The 15,952-nt window shown below is 41.7% G+C and carries 18 protein-coding genes; 8 read left to right on the forward strand and 10 right to left on the reverse strand.

Going from position 1 to position 15,952, the window contains the following annotated elements:
• Nucleotides 1–45 precede the first annotated feature (45 nt).
• A complete protein-coding gene (locus tag QHT84_RS02290; protein ID WP_283237922.1) occupies nt 46–420 on the reverse strand; it encodes a hypothetical protein in 375 nt (124 codons plus the stop codon).
• A 143-nt stretch (nt 421–563) separates the two neighbouring features.
• On the opposite strand from QHT84_RS02290, the gene QHT84_RS02295 reads away from it, so the two are divergent.
• The 6 genes from QHT84_RS02295 to QHT84_RS02320 all read left to right on the forward strand — a co-directional run bounded on the left by QHT84_RS02295 (nt 564) and on the right by QHT84_RS02320 (nt 6,824).
• Nucleotides 564–1,154, forward strand: a complete 591-nt coding sequence (locus QHT84_RS02295; protein ID WP_283237923.1) for a Crp/Fnr family transcriptional regulator — start codon at nt 564–566, stop codon at nt 1,152–1,154.
• Entirely contained in the window at nt 1,154–2,431 is a 1,278-nt protein-coding gene (locus QHT84_RS02300; protein ID WP_283237924.1) for a hypothetical protein, read from the forward strand. The genes QHT84_RS02295 and QHT84_RS02300 overlap by 1 nt, the downstream gene beginning before the upstream one ends.
• Before the next feature lie 66 nt (nt 2,432–2,497).
• Nucleotides 2,498–3,049 carry a fasciclin domain-containing protein gene (locus QHT84_RS02305; protein WP_283237925.1) on the forward strand — a complete coding sequence of 184 codons (552 nt, stop codon included), beginning with the start codon at nt 2,498–2,500 and terminating at the stop codon, nt 3,047–3,049.
• A 142-nt stretch (nt 3,050–3,191) separates the two neighbouring features.
• Nucleotides 3,192–3,629, forward strand: coding sequence for a c-type cytochrome (locus QHT84_RS02310; RefSeq protein ID WP_283237926.1), 438 nt, complete (start codon nt 3,192–3,194; stop codon nt 3,627–3,629).
• Complete coding sequence (locus QHT84_RS02315; protein ID WP_283237927.1) at nt 3,619–4,938, forward strand: cbb3-type cytochrome c oxidase subunit I; 1,320 nt, start codon at nt 3,619–3,621, stop codon at nt 4,936–4,938. Before QHT84_RS02310 ends, QHT84_RS02315 begins: the two co-directional genes overlap by 11 nt.
• 74 nt (nt 4,939–5,012) lie before the next feature.
• Nucleotides 5,013–6,824, forward strand: a complete 1,812-nt coding sequence (locus QHT84_RS02320; protein ID WP_283237928.1) for a hypothetical protein — start codon at nt 5,013–5,015, stop codon at nt 6,822–6,824.
• A 1-nt stretch (nt 6,825) separates the two neighbouring features.
• On the opposite strand, the gene QHT84_RS02325 is transcribed toward QHT84_RS02320, so the two are convergent.
• The 4 genes from QHT84_RS02325 to ric are packed head-to-tail and all read right to left on the reverse strand — an operon-like array spanning nt 6,826 to nt 10,522.
• Nucleotides 6,826–7,500 carry an anaerobic ribonucleoside-triphosphate reductase activating protein gene (locus tag QHT84_RS02325; RefSeq protein WP_283237929.1) on the reverse strand — a complete coding sequence of 225 codons (675 nt, stop codon included), beginning with the start codon at nt 7,498–7,500 and terminating at the stop codon, nt 6,826–6,828.
• Between the two features lie 2 nt (nt 7,501–7,502).
• Entirely contained in the window at nt 7,503–7,661 is a 159-nt protein-coding gene (nrdD, locus tag QHT84_RS02330; RefSeq protein ID WP_283237930.1) for an anaerobic ribonucleoside-triphosphate reductase, read from the reverse strand.
• Nucleotides 7,645–9,759: a ribonucleoside triphosphate reductase gene (locus QHT84_RS02335; RefSeq protein ID WP_283237931.1), complete on the reverse strand. Its 2,115-nt coding sequence runs from the start codon at nt 9,757–9,759 to the stop codon at nt 7,645–7,647. Before QHT84_RS02335 ends, nrdD begins: the two co-directional genes overlap by 17 nt.
• A 34-nt stretch (nt 9,760–9,793) precedes the next feature.
• Nucleotides 9,794–10,522 (reverse strand): iron-sulfur cluster repair di-iron protein, encoded by a 729-nt coding sequence (gene ric, locus QHT84_RS02340; RefSeq protein ID WP_283237932.1) that lies wholly within the window; start codon nt 10,520–10,522, stop codon nt 9,794–9,796.
• A gap of 125 nt (nt 10,523–10,647) precedes the next feature.
• On the opposite strand from ric, the gene nadA reads away from it, so the two are divergent.
• Both nadA and nadB read left to right on the forward strand, forming a co-directional pair.
• Nucleotides 10,648–11,577 carry a quinolinate synthase NadA gene (gene nadA / locus QHT84_RS02345; RefSeq protein ID WP_283237933.1) on the forward strand — a complete coding sequence of 310 codons (930 nt, stop codon included), beginning with the start codon at nt 10,648–10,650 and terminating at the stop codon, nt 11,575–11,577.
• Complete coding sequence (gene nadB, locus QHT84_RS02350; RefSeq protein ID WP_321169567.1) at nt 11,574–13,124, forward strand: L-aspartate oxidase; 1,551 nt, start codon at nt 11,574–11,576, stop codon at nt 13,122–13,124. Before nadA ends, nadB begins: the two co-directional genes overlap by 4 nt.
• Here nadB and QHT84_RS02355 read toward each other — a convergent pair.
• The 5 genes from QHT84_RS02355 to QHT84_RS02375 all read right to left on the reverse strand — a co-directional run bounded on the left by QHT84_RS02355 (nt 13,105) and on the right by QHT84_RS02375 (nt 15,899).
• On the reverse strand, nt 13,105–13,548 hold the full coding sequence (locus QHT84_RS02355) for a CopD family protein (protein ID WP_283237934.1): 444 nt from the start codon (nt 13,546–13,548) through the stop codon (nt 13,105–13,107). The two genes, nadB and QHT84_RS02355, sit on opposite strands and share 20 nt — an antisense overlap.
• Nucleotides 13,545–13,919: a group III truncated hemoglobin gene (locus QHT84_RS02360; RefSeq protein ID WP_283237935.1), complete on the reverse strand. Its 375-nt coding sequence runs from the start codon at nt 13,917–13,919 to the stop codon at nt 13,545–13,547. Before QHT84_RS02360 ends, QHT84_RS02355 begins: the two co-directional genes overlap by 4 nt.
• Nucleotide 13,920: 1 nt before the next feature.
• On the reverse strand, nt 13,921–14,688 hold the full coding sequence (locus QHT84_RS02365) for an ABC transporter permease subunit (protein ID WP_283237936.1): 768 nt from the start codon (nt 14,686–14,688) through the stop codon (nt 13,921–13,923).
• Complete coding sequence (locus tag QHT84_RS02370; RefSeq protein ID WP_283237937.1) at nt 14,672–15,427, reverse strand: ABC transporter ATP-binding protein; 756 nt, start codon at nt 15,425–15,427, stop codon at nt 14,672–14,674. The genes QHT84_RS02365 and QHT84_RS02370 overlap by 17 nt, the downstream gene beginning before the upstream one ends.
• Nucleotides 15,428–15,506: 79 nt before the next feature.
• Nucleotides 15,507–15,899, reverse strand: a complete 393-nt coding sequence (locus QHT84_RS02375) for a four helix bundle protein (RefSeq protein WP_283237938.1) — start codon at nt 15,897–15,899, stop codon at nt 15,507–15,509.
• Between the last annotated feature and the right edge of the window lie 53 nt (nt 15,900–15,952).

Genomic DNA, 15,952 nt, shown 5'->3' on the forward strand with positions numbered 1-15,952 from the left:
GCATCGTCCGGTCAACCTCAGAGAGATTGATTGAAAAGAAAAATTTTAAGCCGAGAAAGTGGGCGGATGGAAAACAGAACCACACGCTAAGTGAAAGTAAAGATTGGCGTAGTGGTTGCTTATACCATTTTTAGGCTGAAAAAAAGTCTGCACGGAAAGCAGCAGTTGGACTTCCTGAAAAAACAATAGCTCTGTCTCATGAAGTGGTGTTTTCTTGGTTGGAGTAACCGGTTTTTCCTGCTCGGCTGCTTTGGCCAATTCTTTCATCAATTGACATTTTCCGTTACAATGTAATTCGGGTTTGGTTTTGTTTTCACAGAGTACTTTAGAGATGTAATCATAGTTGATTATGTAATCGGCCACCGGAAGTATCGGTTTGAGGAACATTAACAGGGCTACTATGATTACTAGCTTTTTCATGAGACAAAGATAGCTGTTAAAAAGAGGGCTTTTGTATGATTTCGGTCATATTTTTAGTATTTTTATGCAAACTAAATTTGTAACCATTAGTCGAAAAGCACAACAAAATGTGCGTTTTTGACGTAAAACACACAAAATCAAATATGCAAATAGACTTAGATTTACTCTTCACTTGGGGTGCCATTGCTAAGGAATATAAAAAAGGCGAAATGATTTTTTGTGAAGATGAGACAGCCAACTTTTATTACCAAATTATGGAAGGCAGTATCCGAATGTACAATTCGAATGATGACGGTAAAGAATTTACCCAAGGGTATTTTCATGAGGGACAAAGTTTTGGGGAACCGCCTTTGTTTATAAATGAATGTTATCCTTCTACGGCAGAAGCTTTCCAGGACAGTGTGATTGTAAAGCTGTCGAAAGAGAAATTCCTCAAAATATTAGAGGAATATCCGGCCATACAAAAGCAGTTTTTAACATTGATGTCAAGACGTATTCACTCCAAGGCAATGACCTCCAAAGACATCATTAACCAAAAACCGGAGTTTCGCATCATTGCTTTTCTGAATGCGCATAAAAAAGGAAGAAGCGGATGTGAGAAAGAACAGGTTCCGTTTACCCGACAAGAGATAGCCAACTTTACCGGATTGCGTGTTGAAACCGTTATTCGCGCCTTGTCAAAAATGGCTAAGGAAAGAAAAGTAGATATCGTTAACCATAAAATATATTTCTAATGCACTTTAAAGCGAAGTTCTGGTTGCAATTTTCATTACTTAATTTACTCATCGTAGCTTTATTAGGTTTGTTAATGCGCTACAAAATCGGTTTTGAGTTTCCGTTTCTGAACCAAAAGAACTTACAACATTCGCATTCTCATTTTGCTTTTGCCGGTTGGATTAGTCATACTTTAATGGTGTTAATGGTTGGGTTTTTGGAAAAAAGAGGCCCTTCTCCCGAAGCTTCGGGAGCGCTCGGGGTGACAAAAAAAGGACAAGGGTTAAGAATAGCTTTGTATAATAAGATGCTAACTGCCAATCTGATTTGCGCCTACGGGATGTTGGTGTTCTTTATCATTCAAGGGTATGCGGCTTTATCGATTGCTTTTTCCACCGCTTCTATTTTTGTAGCGTATCTTTTTGGTTACCAATTTTGGAACGATTTGAAACAGGTTAGCTCGGAATGGCTTTCGGTGAATTGGTTTAAAGCCGCCATTTTTTTTAATGTGATTTCTTCCTTAGGCACTTTTTTTTTAGCCTTTATGATGATCACTAAAAATATTCACCAAAACGAATATTTGGCTTCCATTTATTACTACCTGCATTTCCAATACAACGGTTGGTTTTTCTTTGCGTGTATGGGATTGCTCTTCCATTTTTTTGACCTGAAAGCCACAGCGCATCCTTACTTAAAAAAAGCATTTTGGCAGTTTTTTATTGCTTGTATCCCGGCGTATTTTTTATCGACCTTGTGGCTCAATTTACCGGTTTGGATTTATGTCCTGACGGTTTTGGCGGCATTATTTCAAAGCTATGCCTGGTTTAAATTGTTGGTGGTTTTGGCTAAAATCAAAAAGGGTTATATTGATAATTATCCGTTCTTTTTGCGTTACATTATTTTGTTTGTCGCCATAGCCTGCAGCCTTAAATTGTTGTTGCAACTGGGTTCCACCATTCCGGCTTTGAGTCAGTTAGCCTTCGGATTCCGACCAATAGTGATTGCCTATTTGCACTTGGTGTTGTTGGCGGTAATTAGTTTGTTTTTGCTGTTTTACATGTATGTGAACCATTACTTTTACATCAGCAAACCGATTAGGTTTGGTATTATTTTGTTCTCCGTTGGGGTGTTTTTAAACGAATTGGTCCTCGCCGTCCAAGGGATTGCATCATTTAGTTACACCATAATTCCGAGGGTTAATGAGCTGCTTTTCGGAGTTGCCGTACTACTGGTTTCGGGGATTGCTATTACGACATATCACTCCATAAAAAAAGTTAAAATTCCCCCTGTTTTATGAGTGCAATCATAAAATAACTATTTCATAGTTAGGTACTTTGTGTATATAAACCAAGTATTTAGTATTATGAAAAATTCCATTAAAATTCTGCTCTTCGCTTGCTTTTTGGCTGCGGTAGGATGCAAACAAAGCAGCGAAACCCCAACCGAAACCCCCGAAAGTACCCCAACTCAAAACGTAGGTCAAGAAGGTGTAAAAGACGAAACGTCTAACCCGAATATTGTTCAGGTAGCTTCCGGCAGTAAAGACCACACGACTTTAGTAGCTGCTGTAAAAGCAGCCGATTTAGTGACTTCATTGAGTAATGCCGGACCGTTTACGGTGTTTGCGCCAACTAATGCCGCTTTTGATAAATTGCCTGCCGGAACCGTGGAAGGCTTGTTAAAACCGGAGAAAAAAACCGACCTCCAAAACATCCTAGGGTATCATACCTATGTAGGGGTTTTGAAACCCGAGTACATGCAGGATGGTCAAGAGTTTGACATGGTATACGGTGGTAAGGTAAAAATTACCAAGCAAGGCGAAAAAACTTTTGTCAACGGTTCCGAAATAGTGACTTCTATTGAAACTTCTAACGGTATCATCCACGTGATTGGTGATGTGTTGCTTCCGAAATAGGATAATTATTAATTCAAAATTTTGTTTTTCTTAGGAAGGGAAAAGGCGTGGAAGTTATCATTCACGCCTTTTTTGTGATTAAAATCATAAATGAAGCCACTTTCTTTACGTCTCTTTGTACTTCCATTTCAATGCCCATACTATGTTTTCTCCCCGAAAATACCTGCCGGTTTTGCTGCTGTTATTACTCTTATTTACAGCCTACAATTATACCCTTTATACCAACCAATCGGATTACGGGAGAATCCGACTTTCCGAAAAAGCGCTGCAAGGCGAAAAACATTGGCGGGAAAACAATTGCAATGCTTGTCACCAATTGTACGGATTGGGCGGTTATCTCGGCCCCGATTTGACCAATGTGTATTCTTTTAGAAAAAAAGACGGCAACTATTTGAAAGCGATGTTCAACAGCGGGGTCAAAGCCATGCCGCGATTTGATTTTAACGAAACCGAAAAGGAAGAATTGCTGCAGTTTTTTATAGAAGTGGATCAAACCGGAACCTACCCCAACACCAAAGCCACGATTAACCCAGATGGTTGGGTAAAAATCCAATATAAAAAGGAAATCTATGAACACTAATCGCTACCCGTTTTACTTTATAACCGCCGGATTAGTATCGTTGTTGTTGGGTTTGCTTTGCGGCTTACTCGCCGGTTTTCAGTATGTAGTCCCCGATTTTATCAAAGAAACGTTACCATTTACCGCGCTGCGACCGTTGCACACCCTTTTTGTGGTGTCCTGGGTTTTGCTCACGGCTACCGGCGGTATTTATTATTATTTGAGTCAGAATCACAACGAGAGATTATCGAATTCCTTTTTAGTCCAAATTCATTTTTGGATTTTTATCCTAACGGGATTTGGCATTGCTGTATCCTATTTGTTTCGAAATTTTGCCGGGAAAGAATATTTAGAATTCCCAAGTTATTACTATTTCCCGATAGTTTTGGGCTGGTTGCTATTCGGCATTACTTACTTCAAAACATTGGCCGCTACTTTCAAGAGTTGGCCGGTGTATTATTGGATGTGGGCCACCGGAATTGGGATGATGATGTACCATTTCACCGAAGCGCATTTGTGGTTGTTGCCCTATTTTAAATCGCATTTCATACAAAACACGGCCCTGCAATGGAAAGCCGGCGGTTCCTATGTGGGTTCGTGGAATATGTTGGTGTACGGTACTGCTGTTTATATCATGGCTAAAATGAGTGGCGATGACGGTTACGCCAAATCGGGCAAAGCGTTTTTCTTTTACTTTTTGGGATTAACCAACCTTATGTTTGGCTGGGCACATCATGTGTATATCGTGCCGACAGCGCCTTGGATTCGTTATTTAGCCTACGGCATCAGCATGACCGAATGGATTATTTTAGCGTCTATGATTTATGATTGGAAAAACAATTTGACCCAAGACCAAAAAACCGCTTTTCCCATCGCGCACCAATTCATGCGATTGGCCGATTTTTGGGTTTTTCTCAATATTATTTTGGCGTTGTTGATATCCATTCCGGCGATTAATTTGTTTACCCACGGAACGCATATTACCGTAGCCCATTCTATGGGAACTACCATCGGTATCAACACCATGATATTACTGTCCTCCGTAACGTATATTATAGAATCGAATCAGTGTTCGTTTTCGGGGTCTAAAATCCGATTCGGTATGCGCCTGTTCCAAACTTCCTTTGTGCTGTTTTGGTGCTGTTTGTTGTTGATGGGTGTCCAAAAAGTACACTGGACTTTCTTCGACAAAACCTTGTCTTTTAGTCAATTCCAGGAGGCGATGCATGGGTTTTATTTGGTTTTTGTGCTTTTCGGATTGAGGATTTTTATCGGTCTCTATCGCATCGTATTCGAATTGCTAAACGGTTTGCGCCTATCCCTCAAATAATTATTGTAAATGACATATATCATGCTTTTCTCCGAATGTTTTCACAAAATTCGCCCCTTATTAAAACATACTACATGACCACTAAAAACGTCCATACTTTCCACATACCCGTTATGGGATTGGCCTATACCATCGACAGCCCGATTCGCGTAGCACATTACGGCATTTCCTCCGTAATTTCTATTACCGATGACGAACTGATTGAAAAAATGCGTGCCTTTTACAGCCGGAAATTCAGTTTGCCTTACCAAGAGATTACCCAAAAATGCCACGATTACCGCGCAGAACGCATCAAACATTATTTGAATTTGGTGGATACGATTGTCAAAGACAAGTTTGAACGATTTAAAAACGAATTGGCCGAAAGTAAAATCGCTTTGGAAAACTACATCAGCTTGTTACCCAATACATCAGAGTTTAAAAACAGCTTGCAAAAATTCATAGACGAAGGTTTGGCTATCAAAGAAAACGTAAAAAGCTATTTGGCCGAACATTTTGTTCCGGGCAGTATTGATGTGAATATCATGACCAAAGTCGATAAAGAAAATTACGATAAAAATGAACCTTTGCCCGTAGAGTTCAACGATGCGCACGCCTCTTTGCGCGGTTTTGCCCAAAGCAACCTCACGTCTTCGGTCGTACTTTCGGCCGGAATGAATCCGCGATTATACAGCTATTTCGAGCAGTTTCCGGTGTTTTATCCGGATGCCGACGGACAATTGCAAAAGAAAATTATACTGAAGGTGAGCGATTTTCGTTCGGCTATGATTCAAGGGAATTTCTTGGCCAAAAAAGGCCTTTGGGTGTCGGAATACCGTATCGAATCGGGTTTGAATTGCGGCGGACATGCCTTTGCCACCGACGGTTTTTTAATGGGCCCGATTTTGGAAGAATTCAAAGCCAAAAAAGAGCAACTCATCCAATCGGCGCACGAGCTGATGGTAAAAGCGTTGCAAGCGAAAGATTTGCCCGTTCCGACGAAGCCATTCGACTTAAAAATCACGGCCCAAGGCGGTGTGGGAACGGCAGAAGAACACGAGTTTTTATTGCAACACTATGACATGGACGCCGTAGGCTGGGGTTCGCCTTTTTTGTTGGTTCCGGAGGCGACATCGGTAGATGAAGCAACCCGAACGCTTTTGGCAAAAGCCCAAGAAAAAGATTTTTATTTAAGTGATATTTCGCCCCTCGGCGTATTGTTCAATACCGTAAAAGGCATGAGCAACGACATTTGGAAGCAAAAGCGCATCGACGAGAACAAAGCCGGAAGCGCGTGTCCGAAAAAGTTTTTGGCACTCAACAAAGAATACGATCCGCAAGGGATGTGCACGGCTTCTAAAAAATACCAAGATATCAAGTTAGCCCAATTGGAAGCACAAAAAGACCAATTATCAGAGTCAGAAATTCAGCAAAAACAAGCCAAAATCTTCGAGAAATCGTGTTTGTGCGTTGGTTTGGCGAATGCGTCTTATTTAGAAAACGAGATGGAAGTCAAAGGGCAGCAACAAGGCGTGGTGATTTGTCCGGGACCGAATTTGGCTTATTTTGACCGCGTGGTTTCTTTGGCCGATATGGTGAAACACATTTATGGCAATGCGAACGTGTTGGCCGATAATAACCGTCCGCATATGTTTATCAAAGAGTTGAAAATGTATGTGGATTACCTCAAAAACGAATTAGATACGTTTACCGATGACTTTACGCCGGCCCAACTCAAAAAATGGAATGCCTTTAAAAGCAATTTGCTTTCGGGCATAGCGTATTACTTGGATTTGTTTGCGCAGCGTGATTTTTTTACCCAAGAAAAGAAGCGCATTCAGCAGCAATTAGGGTGGTATAAAGCTGAAGTAAACCGGATTGAAATTCCGGTTTTAGAACAGGTTTAATTTACCGAAACATAATTTTCAGATTCGGATTTTCGGGGAGTTGGTGTTCCAAACGATTTCGGGAGTCCGGTAGTTGACCTATGGTTTCGACGTTATTTCGGAAATGCTGAATGTAATACGTTCCGGTGTATTCGTTGTATTTGAGGTAGTCAATCATGTCATGGAGTTCTTCTTTCGCCAGTAATTCCGAATGATACGTGGTGCGTACTTCAAAAGGAATATTGGCGTTCAGTAACAATTGCAGCGATTTTTCAAATTGGTCGAACAAATCCGATTGGGTAATGGTGGAAAATGACTCTCGGTTCGATTTAAAATCGAGTGCGACATAATTGAGTAAATCCTGCTCAATTAAAGTTTTCAGCACTTCGGGTTTGGAACCATTGGTGTCTACTTTGACTAAAAAGCCCATGGTTTTCACCGTTTGAATTTGCTCGACGATGTCTTTGTGGAGCAAACATTCGCCACCGCTGAATACTACGGCATCGAGCAAGCCTTTCCGACTTTCCAAAAAAGAAATCATTTCGGGAAAGGAAAATTTTCCTTTCCCGAAAACAATCTCCGGATTGTAGCAATACAAACACCGCATATTACAACCGGCATACCACAAGATACAGGCAGTCTTATTCGGATAGTCCAGCAGTGTGAACGGTGTTATATTGCTGACCGATTTAACCATTTTTAACTTTCTTTAAAATGGAGGCGTTGTTTGTGTTCGCCTTTTTTACCGATGTTGAAACTTTCTACCGGACGATGGTAACCCATTACTCGGGTGTACACCAGGCATTTGGTGCGCAGTTCTTGGTGTTGCTCCAGCACCGTGTTAGTTTTGGTTTTCATATTTATTTTGGTTTAGTTTATCTAATAAAGCATCGTCACATTTCGGGCAAAATTCGTGTTCGCCGTTGAGGTAACCGTGCACCGGACAAATACTAAATACCGGCGTTACGGTGATGTAAGGCAATTTGAATTTCGATAGCACGGTTTTGACAAAGTTTTTGCAAGCTTCGGGCGTGCTGATTCTTTCGTTCATGTACAAATGCAGCACGGTTCCGCCGGTGTATTGACACTGCAATTCGTCTTGCATCAATAAAGCTTCAAACGGATCTTGGGTAAAATCTACCGGAATTTGCGAGCTATTGGTGTAGTAAATATTCTCGTCGCCACCCGCTTGTAAAATGTTCGGATAGCGTTTTTTGTCTTCTTTCGCAAAGCGATAGGTAGTACCTTCTGCCGGTGTGGCTTCGAGGTTGTATAAGTTTCCGGTCGCTTCCTGGAATGCTCTCATGCGATTGCGGATGTGGTGTAAGATTTCCATCGAAAAGTCATGGCCGAATTGTGAGGTAATGTCTTCTTGGTCATTGGTAAAATTGCGAATCATTTCGTTCATGCCGTTCACCCCAATGGTGGAAAAGTGATTGCGGAAATGTGGCAAATACCTTTTGGTATAGGGATACAAACCTCTATCGTACATTTCCTGAATGAATTGTCTTTTTTTCTCTAATGTCGATTTGGCCAACACCATCAATTCGTCCAATCGGGTGAAAAGCGCTTCTTTATCGCCTTCATATAAGTAGCCCAAACGGGCCATATTGATAGTGACTACGCCAATGCTTCCGGTCATTTCGGCACTACCAAACAAACCGTTCCCGCGTTTGAGCAATTCGCGCAAATCGAGTTGCAGGCGACAGCACATACTGCGTACCGCATTGGGTTTGTAGGCATTTGGGTTTTCCATTTTATTGCCGTTTTCGTCTGTAGTATATTGACTTCCGATAAAATTCTGGAAATACGACGAACCGATTTTAGCCGTGTTTTCAAACAGCAATTCGGTGTTTTCGCCGTTCCAATCAAAATCTTCGGTGATGTTTACAGTCGGAATCGGGAAGGTGAACGGTTGGCCGTTGGCATCGCCTTCGGTCATTACGGTATAATAGGCTTTGTTAATCAGATTCATTTCGGTCTGAAAATGCTCGTAACGCAGCTCGGTTAAGCTTTCCACACCGCGTTCTTGGGCACGAGCCAAAATCGTTTCATCGGTTATTTTTTCAAATAAATGCCGGTCATTTTTGGTCGGAATTTGTGCTGCCAAATCGGCCGGGACTACCCAATCTAAGGTAATGTTGGTAAAAGGCGATTGGCCCCAGCGTGCCGGAACATTAAGGTTGTACACAAAACTGCGAACGGCTTTAAGTACGTCTTCAAATGACAAATTATCTTTAAAAACGTAAGGCGCTAAATAGGTGTCAAACGAACTGAACGCTTGGGCACCGGCCCATTCGCTTTGCAAGATTCCGAGAAAGTTGGCCATTTGTCCTAAGGCTTCTCTGAAATGCGATGGTGCTTTGCTTTCTACCCGACCGCGAACACCGTTGAAACCGTCATTAAGCAAAACCCTCAAACTCCAACCTGCGCAATAACCGGTTAAACAATCCAAATCGTGGATGTGGATGTCACCGTTACGGTGGGCATACCCTTCTTCTTTGGAATACACTTTATCCAGCCAATAATTGGCAATGATTTTTCCGGCCACATTGTTCACCAAACCCGCATTGGAATACGAGGTATTGGCATTGGCATTGATACGCCAATCGGTTTGGGCAATGTATTCTTCGATGGTTTGGGTGCTGTCGACATAAGTGGTATCGTCGTTCAATCCTTGTACGTGTTCGCGTTGCAGTTTTCGCGTATGGCGGTACAACATAAACGAACGCATTACCGTGAAATAGTGATTGTTAAAAAGCACTTTCTCGATAATGTCCTGAATTTCTTCGACGGCCCAAGTATCCCTGGTGTTTATGTCGGCAATGACTTTTTCAAAAACACGCTCATCAAACGGAAGTGAAACGCTGGTAAAGCTCTTGACTATCGCATCCTTTATTTTAAAAGGTTCAAAAGGTTTATAATCTCCGTTTCTTTTGATGACATATTTTTCCATGATGAGCGTGGTTTTTAGGTTAGATTGAATTTGATTAAGCAATATTGAATTTGGCTTCCATAGCCTGCGCTTTAGGGAACACAATATTGTTTTCCAAGTGGATGTGCTTGTGTAAATCCTGTTCGAATTCTTTCAGCATGGCAAAAGTCACGCGGTAGGTTTCACAAGCATCGGCCGGCGGGTTGTAGTCGTCGGTTAATTTAGCAATCAAGCGGAAGCGTTCGCCTTCGTTTTCGTGCTCGCTTTGCATCATGGCAATCGGATTGTCAACGGTACCGAAGTGGGGTTGCTCAATAGCCGTGTTTTCTGTTAAAGCGTAATACATTTTTTTGACAAACGGGAACAAAATCAGCTCTTCTTTTTTCATGTGTTGGGCCAATTCTCCGGCGCAAATTTTGAAGTGCAAGGCAATTTCAAACAGTTCCGGATGGCGCTGTCCATGGACTTTGCAGAGCTTGTCAAGGTAGAATAGTAAGGCGGTTGATTTTTCTTCTACATAACGATGGTGCGTTTTTTCGATGTAATCGATTAATAAGTCGATGGGCCAAGATTTAAAATCGATGTTGTTATCCGATTTCGATTCTAAAACAGCCATCAATTCATCTTGTATGGTATGGACATTAAGTCCTTTTTTTTCGCAAACTTCGTCTAAAGTCCGGTTGCCTTTGCAGCAAAAATCGATACCATATTTAGAGAAAACCGCAGCTGTTCTGAAATCACCCGCTACAAATTCTCCTACGGTTATTTGATCTAAAGCATTCATAATTAATAAAGTTTAAATTTTAATGTTTTCCAAAATTAAGACCTCAAAGCCGTTGCGATATATGATTAAAGTCATAGAAAATCGACTTTTTCAGTCCTTATTTTGTAGCTTCTTAAAGTATGCCCATGGAAAATTTAAAAGCGCAAATTCTTCGATTGAAGAAGGAGAAAAATGCCGTGATTTTAGCCCATTATTACCAGCAACCCGACATCCAGGAAGTAGCCGATTATGTGGGCGACAGTTTGGGATTATCGCAGGAAGCCGAAAAAGTACATGCCGATATTATAGTGTTTGCCGGTGTACATTTTATGGCTGAAACCGCCAAATTATTGAATCCGAAAAAGAAGGTTTTGCTGCCCGACTTGAAGGCCGGTTGTTCGTTGGCCGATTCGTGTCCGCCCGATATTTTTAAAAAGTTTGTGGAAGCGCATCCCAATCATGTCGTGATTACGTATGTGAATTGCTCGGCCGAAATCAAAGCACTGAGTCATTTGGTTTGTACTTCTTCCAATGCCGAAAAAATTGTCAATTCGGTACCCGAAAACATCCCGATTATTTTTGCGCCCGATAAAAATTTAGGGAATTACATCAACCAAAAAACCGGGCGACAAATGCTCCTTTGGGACGGCAGTTGCGTGGTTCACGAAGCATTTTCTTTGGACAAACTTATTGCGCTTCATAAAGAACATCCGAATGCCGCCATCATTGCACATCCCGAATCGGAACCCCATATTTTGGAAACGGCGCGTTATATTGGCTCGACTTCCGGGATGATTGACTACGTGAAGCAAAGTCCGAGAACCGAATTTATTGTCGCCACGGAGGCCGGCATTTTATACAAGATGCAGGAAGAAGTGCCCGATAAAATCTTAATTCCCGCGCCGGCTATGGAAGACAATACGTGTGCGTGCAGCGAATGTGCGTATATGAAACTCAACACGCTCCGCAAATTATATGACTGTTTGGTTAATGAAACGCCCGAAATAACCGTTCCGAAAGCGGTGGCCGAAAAAGCCATTGTACCTATCCAACGCATGCTTGAATTGTCGAAATGATGAAGATAGAAACCGATTATTTGGTCTTAGGTTCAGGGATAGCCGGACTGACAGTTGCTATCAAATTGGCGCAACAATTTCCGGAGCGAAAGGTATTGATTGTCACCAAATCCAACGAAGACGAGTCGAATACCAAATATGCCCAAGGCGGCATTGCTGTGGTGACGGATGGGGTGAGCGACGATTTTGAAAAGCACATCGACGATACTTTGGTGTGCGGTGATGGGTTGTGCCATCGAGCAGTAGTGGAAATGGTGGTGAAAGAAGGGCCGAAACGCTTGGCCGAACTCATTCAATGGGGGACGCAATTCGATGTAAACGACACGGGAAATCTCGATTTAGCCAAAGAAGGAGGTCATTCCAATTCTCGAGTCGTACATTATAAAGACCAAACCGGGCGTGAAATTGAGCGCGCTATTTTGGCCAAAGTCCATCAGCAACCCAATATTGAAATCCTCGATTTTCATTTTGCCACTGATTTGATTACGGACCAAAATGCGTGTCACGGCGTTTGGGTTTTGGATGAAAAAACCAATAAAATTTTCCCGATTTTCTCTCGTTTTACCATTTTGGCTACCGGTGGCATCGGGCAAGTGTATCAGCAAACGACCAATGCTACAATAGCTACCGGCGATGGGATTGCGATGGCGATTCGGGCCAAAGCCAAGATTCGCGATATGGAGTTTATCCAATTTCACCCAACGGCATTGCATGCGCCCAATTCAGCTTCGACTTTTTTGATTTCGGAAGCAGTTCGCGGTTTTGGGGCGTATTTGAGAACCAAAAACGGTCGTCGGTTTATGTTGGATTACGATGTTCGCGGCGAATTGGCGTCGCGTGATATCGTGTCGAGAAGCATAGCAACCGAACTCAAAAAATCGGGTGACGACTGCGTGTATTTAGATTGTACGCATTTGGATCAAGTTGAATTTCAAAAGCATTTCCCGACGATTTATCAGAATTGTTTGTTGGAAGGCGTTGATGTCGCCACAACATGGATTCCGGTGCTACCGACCCAGCATTATTTGTGTGGCGGTGTGGATGTGGATTGGAACGGATTAACTTCTATTAACCGACTATTCGCTTGCGGCGAATGTTCCCGAACCGGTTTGCATGGGGCGAACCGCTTGGCGTCGAATTCGCTTTTGGAAGCTTTAGTGTATGCGCATCGGATTTATACCTATCTCAGCGAAACGGATTCGGAACACACATTGATTTCGAAAACTATTCCAAGTCATTACCCTCAAAAAGCCAAAAGTGTTTCCTCCGCATGGGTATCGAAGCATCGGGAAGCACTGCAAAACCTTATGCAGCAAAATGCCGGGATTGTTCGGCACGATATCAATTTGAAAAACACCTTAAAGCAATTGCAACTTTGGAAAAACGAGTGTCGGGAAAAGGAACGGGAATTCGCCGTGACCAAAGATTTTTTGGAATTGAAAAACAGTATTGAGGTTAGTATTCCGATTGTTGCTTTTTCCTTAAAACGCCACGAAAACAAAGGCAGTTTTTATAAAGAAGGCCAAACTATAAACCTCCAATTCTAACCCAACTGCCTAAGATTAGCATCGCTACGCCAATCACCGTAATGGCGATAATTTGAAAAGCCACCGGACGTAGCTTATCGGATTTGATTTTAGGGAAGACAAACAATTGCGCATTAATAGCCATACCAACAGTAAGGAAAAGCAGTAGCAATTTGGCAGAAACCACTTTTTCGATACCATTGGAAAACGAAAACCAATGGGTAAAAGTGACGCCGTAATGATACGCCATCAGTATGCCGGTGACTAATAAAGTCAGTAACGACGGTAAGCCTACCGGTTCGAATTTGTTTTTAAAATTGACCAAAACTGAGGCATCTTTCTTTTTCAAGGCTTCGGGTAAATAGCGAATGGCCAAAAAAAGATGACCGCCTACCCAAACGGTCGCGGCCAGTAAATGAAAGACTAAAATAATTTGGTGTGTCATGTGCTTAAGGTTTTGTACATCATGGCGGCGGAAATATTCAGCGCGCGGTTTTTGATTTCCTCGGCTTTCGGACCTTCAAACAGCTTGTCTACGGTTTCGGTGAATAATTTATTCCAATGTCCGAAATGCGTCGGGTTCATCGGGCTTTTTTCGTGTAACTCTTTGTGACGGGCCATTGGATTGCCTTCGTAATTTCCGGTAAAGAAAAGAATGTTTTCCCAAAAATTGTACATTTTGGGCAGATGGTTTTCCCAATTGACCTGAGCCACATCGTTGAATAAATAACCGATAACCTCGTCGGTTTTTACTTTGTCGTAAAAGGCGTTGACCAATTTCTCGATGTCTTTGCGGTTTCGGATATCGGTTTTCATGTTACAAATCTTTTTGGTTGAATTTTTTCAGTGAGATAAAAAACGGAATAATGGCCCACAAGCACAGTAGTAAAAATGAGATGACTAAACCGACTGCGGTTCCGAAGAAATCCTGAAAAATGGCTCCCGTGTAACCCATCATGGCCGAAACATCCAAGTGCATCAAAATTTGAATGCGGGCCAAATCAATAGGGCTCAAAGCGGTCATGGCCACCATGGCGTGTTCGATAGGATAATCGGCCAATTGGAACAATAAGAATAACACGATACCGTCGAACAATAAGGCAAAGAACAACCAAGTCATGATAGCAATTCCGATACCTTTGGCTTTGTCGCGCGTTAGGATGGAACTCAAAAAAGCTAAGGCAACAAAAATGACTGAGATTAAACAACCCACGATAATCATCATGAATCCGACACTGTCGGGGGCATTAATCAGCAACGGTATTCCGGCACCGATACCAAAAGCCAACACCATAGAAAGAGATAATCCCAAGAACAAACCGGTCCAAATTTTTCGGCGTTTGATGGGTTGGCTGAGCAGCAGTTCAATGAATTCCGTACTGTTGTATAAGTAAATAGTGGCGAACAAGATGGAAACCAAGGGTACGGTGAACAGAATTACGTTGAGGATGGTGAGCAATCCTTTGGCCGAATTGTCTTCTAAAACAAAAGAACTCCATGACAGTGCGGCTAAAATCAAGGTATAGGCCAACACGATTTTGTTTTTGAGGATGTCGAGTAAGATGATTTTAATGATGCGGTTCATGGTGAGTTTCGGGTTTCGGGTTTCGGGTTTCGGGTTGTTTGGCTTTTAGGATGCTGGCAATGGCTTTGGAGATTCTGGTTTCGTTGGTTTCGGCTTTGATAACCATTACATTTTTATGGAAATGCACTTGGCCTTCCTGCATAAAAATAATCTCGGTAATTAAGTCGTCGAGTTCGCTGAGCAAGTGCGAGGTAATGAGAATGAGTTTGCCTTTTTCTTTTTCGCGTATGATTTTTTCTTTTAAAATTTCGGACGCCAGCGGATCTAAACCGGCGGTAGGTTCGTCTAAGATTAAGACATCGGGATTGAATAAAAAGGCCAAAACCGCACTGACTTTTTGGGTCGTTCCGCCCGAAAGGGTTCGCATTTGTTTGTCAAACATTTTTTCGAGTTCAAAAGCGCGGATGAGTTCTTCGTCTAATTCGGGGGCTGTAGGACGTACTTTTTTGATCATTTCTATAATTTGACCAATGGTCATATTGTCGGGATAACGCCCAATTTGCGGCATATAGCCTATGTTATTTCGGTACAAATAATCACCGAGTATAGATTTTCCATTGAACATAATCGAACCGCTGTTGGGAATCACCATGCCTAAAATCGATTTGATTAAAGTGGTTTTCCCGCAACCGTTAGGTCCGATGAGGGCAATGCATTGGCCTTTTTGGAACGAAAGGGTAATGTCTTGTAATACGGCTAATTTGCCGAACTTTTTGTTTATATTTTGTATGGTTATCATAGTTTGTTGCGGGTTTAAAGTTGCGAGTTTCGGGTTTAAGGTTTCGAGTTTTCTAACCCGTAATTCGTAACTTTCCAACTTATTTATCGAACTTACTTCCTTTATGGTCTGACTTTATCAGATAGGACATGAATGAACCTATTTTTTTACTTGCTGTTATTGTTTTTTCTTTTAAAAATTCAAACTCTTCTTTACTGATGTGTTTTCTATCAAATGCTCTGTGTAATTGAGATCGTAATTCGCCGCAAGAGCCTTTTGAGTAGCTTAAAAAATTAATAAATTCTCTTCTACCGTTTCTTTCAAATCCTTCCGCAATATTGTCCATTATCGAACCTGAAGATCTGTTCATTTGATTTCTTAATTCGAAATCTTTTCCTAATGCTGTTTTTTCAAATAAATCCCATATGTGATTACAAATTTCTCTGCTTAATTGCCAGATTTCCAATTCTTCAAAAGTATTTATAGTAGCCATAGAAAGTAAATTATAGTTTATTTCTACAATTTTAGTATATTTTTCTTACAATA

Source organism: Flavobacterium sedimenticola (assembly GCF_030053345.1).
GTDB classification, from domain to species: Bacteria; Bacteroidota; Bacteroidia; order Flavobacteriales; family Flavobacteriaceae; genus Flavobacterium; species Flavobacterium sedimenticola.

Coding starts and splice junctions, on each gene's coding strand:
- QHT84_RS02290 (WP_283237922.1), bottom strand. CDS start 420: ATGAAAAAGCTAGTAATCATAGTAGCCCTGTTAATGTTCCTCAAACCG.
- QHT84_RS02295 (WP_283237923.1), top strand. CDS start 564: ATGCAAATAGACTTAGATTTACTCTTCACTTGGGGTGCCATTGCTAAG.
- QHT84_RS02300 (WP_283237924.1), top strand. CDS start 1,154: ATGCACTTTAAAGCGAAGTTCTGGTTGCAATTTTCATTACTTAATTTA.
- QHT84_RS02305 (WP_283237925.1), top strand. CDS start 2,498: ATGAAAAATTCCATTAAAATTCTGCTCTTCGCTTGCTTTTTGGCTGCG.
- QHT84_RS02310 (WP_283237926.1), top strand. CDS start 3,192: ATGTTTTCTCCCCGAAAATACCTGCCGGTTTTGCTGCTGTTATTACTC.
- QHT84_RS02315 (WP_283237927.1), top strand. CDS start 3,619: ATGAACACTAATCGCTACCCGTTTTACTTTATAACCGCCGGATTAGTA.
- QHT84_RS02320 (WP_283237928.1), top strand. CDS start 5,013: ATGACCACTAAAAACGTCCATACTTTCCACATACCCGTTATGGGATTG.
- QHT84_RS02325 (WP_283237929.1), bottom strand. CDS start 7,500: ATGGTTAAATCGGTCAGCAATATAACACCGTTCACACTGCTGGACTAT.
- nrdD (WP_283237930.1), bottom strand. CDS start 7,661: ATGAAAACCAAAACTAACACGGTGCTGGAGCAACACCAAGAACTGCGC.
- QHT84_RS02335 (WP_283237931.1), bottom strand. CDS start 9,759: ATGGAAAAATATGTCATCAAAAGAAACGGAGATTATAAACCTTTTGAA.
- ric (WP_283237932.1), bottom strand. CDS start 10,522: ATGAATGCTTTAGATCAAATAACCGTAGGAGAATTTGTAGCGGGTGAT.
- nadA (WP_283237933.1), top strand. CDS start 10,648: ATGGAAAATTTAAAAGCGCAAATTCTTCGATTGAAGAAGGAGAAAAAT.
- nadB (WP_321169567.1), top strand. CDS start 11,574: ATGATGAAGATAGAAACCGATTATTTGGTCTTAGGTTCAGGGATAGCC.
- QHT84_RS02355 (WP_283237934.1), bottom strand. CDS start 13,548: ATGACACACCAAATTATTTTAGTCTTTCATTTACTGGCCGCGACCGTT.
- QHT84_RS02360 (WP_283237935.1), bottom strand. CDS start 13,919: ATGAAAACCGATATCCGAAACCGCAAAGACATCGAGAAATTGGTCAAC.
- QHT84_RS02365 (WP_283237936.1), bottom strand. CDS start 14,688: ATGAACCGCATCATTAAAATCATCTTACTCGACATCCTCAAAAACAAA.
- QHT84_RS02370 (WP_283237937.1), bottom strand. CDS start 15,427: ATGATAACCATACAAAATATAAACAAAAAGTTCGGCAAATTAGCCGTA.
- QHT84_RS02375 (WP_283237938.1), bottom strand. CDS start 15,899: ATGGCTACTATAAATACTTTTGAAGAATTGGAAATCTGGCAATTAAGC.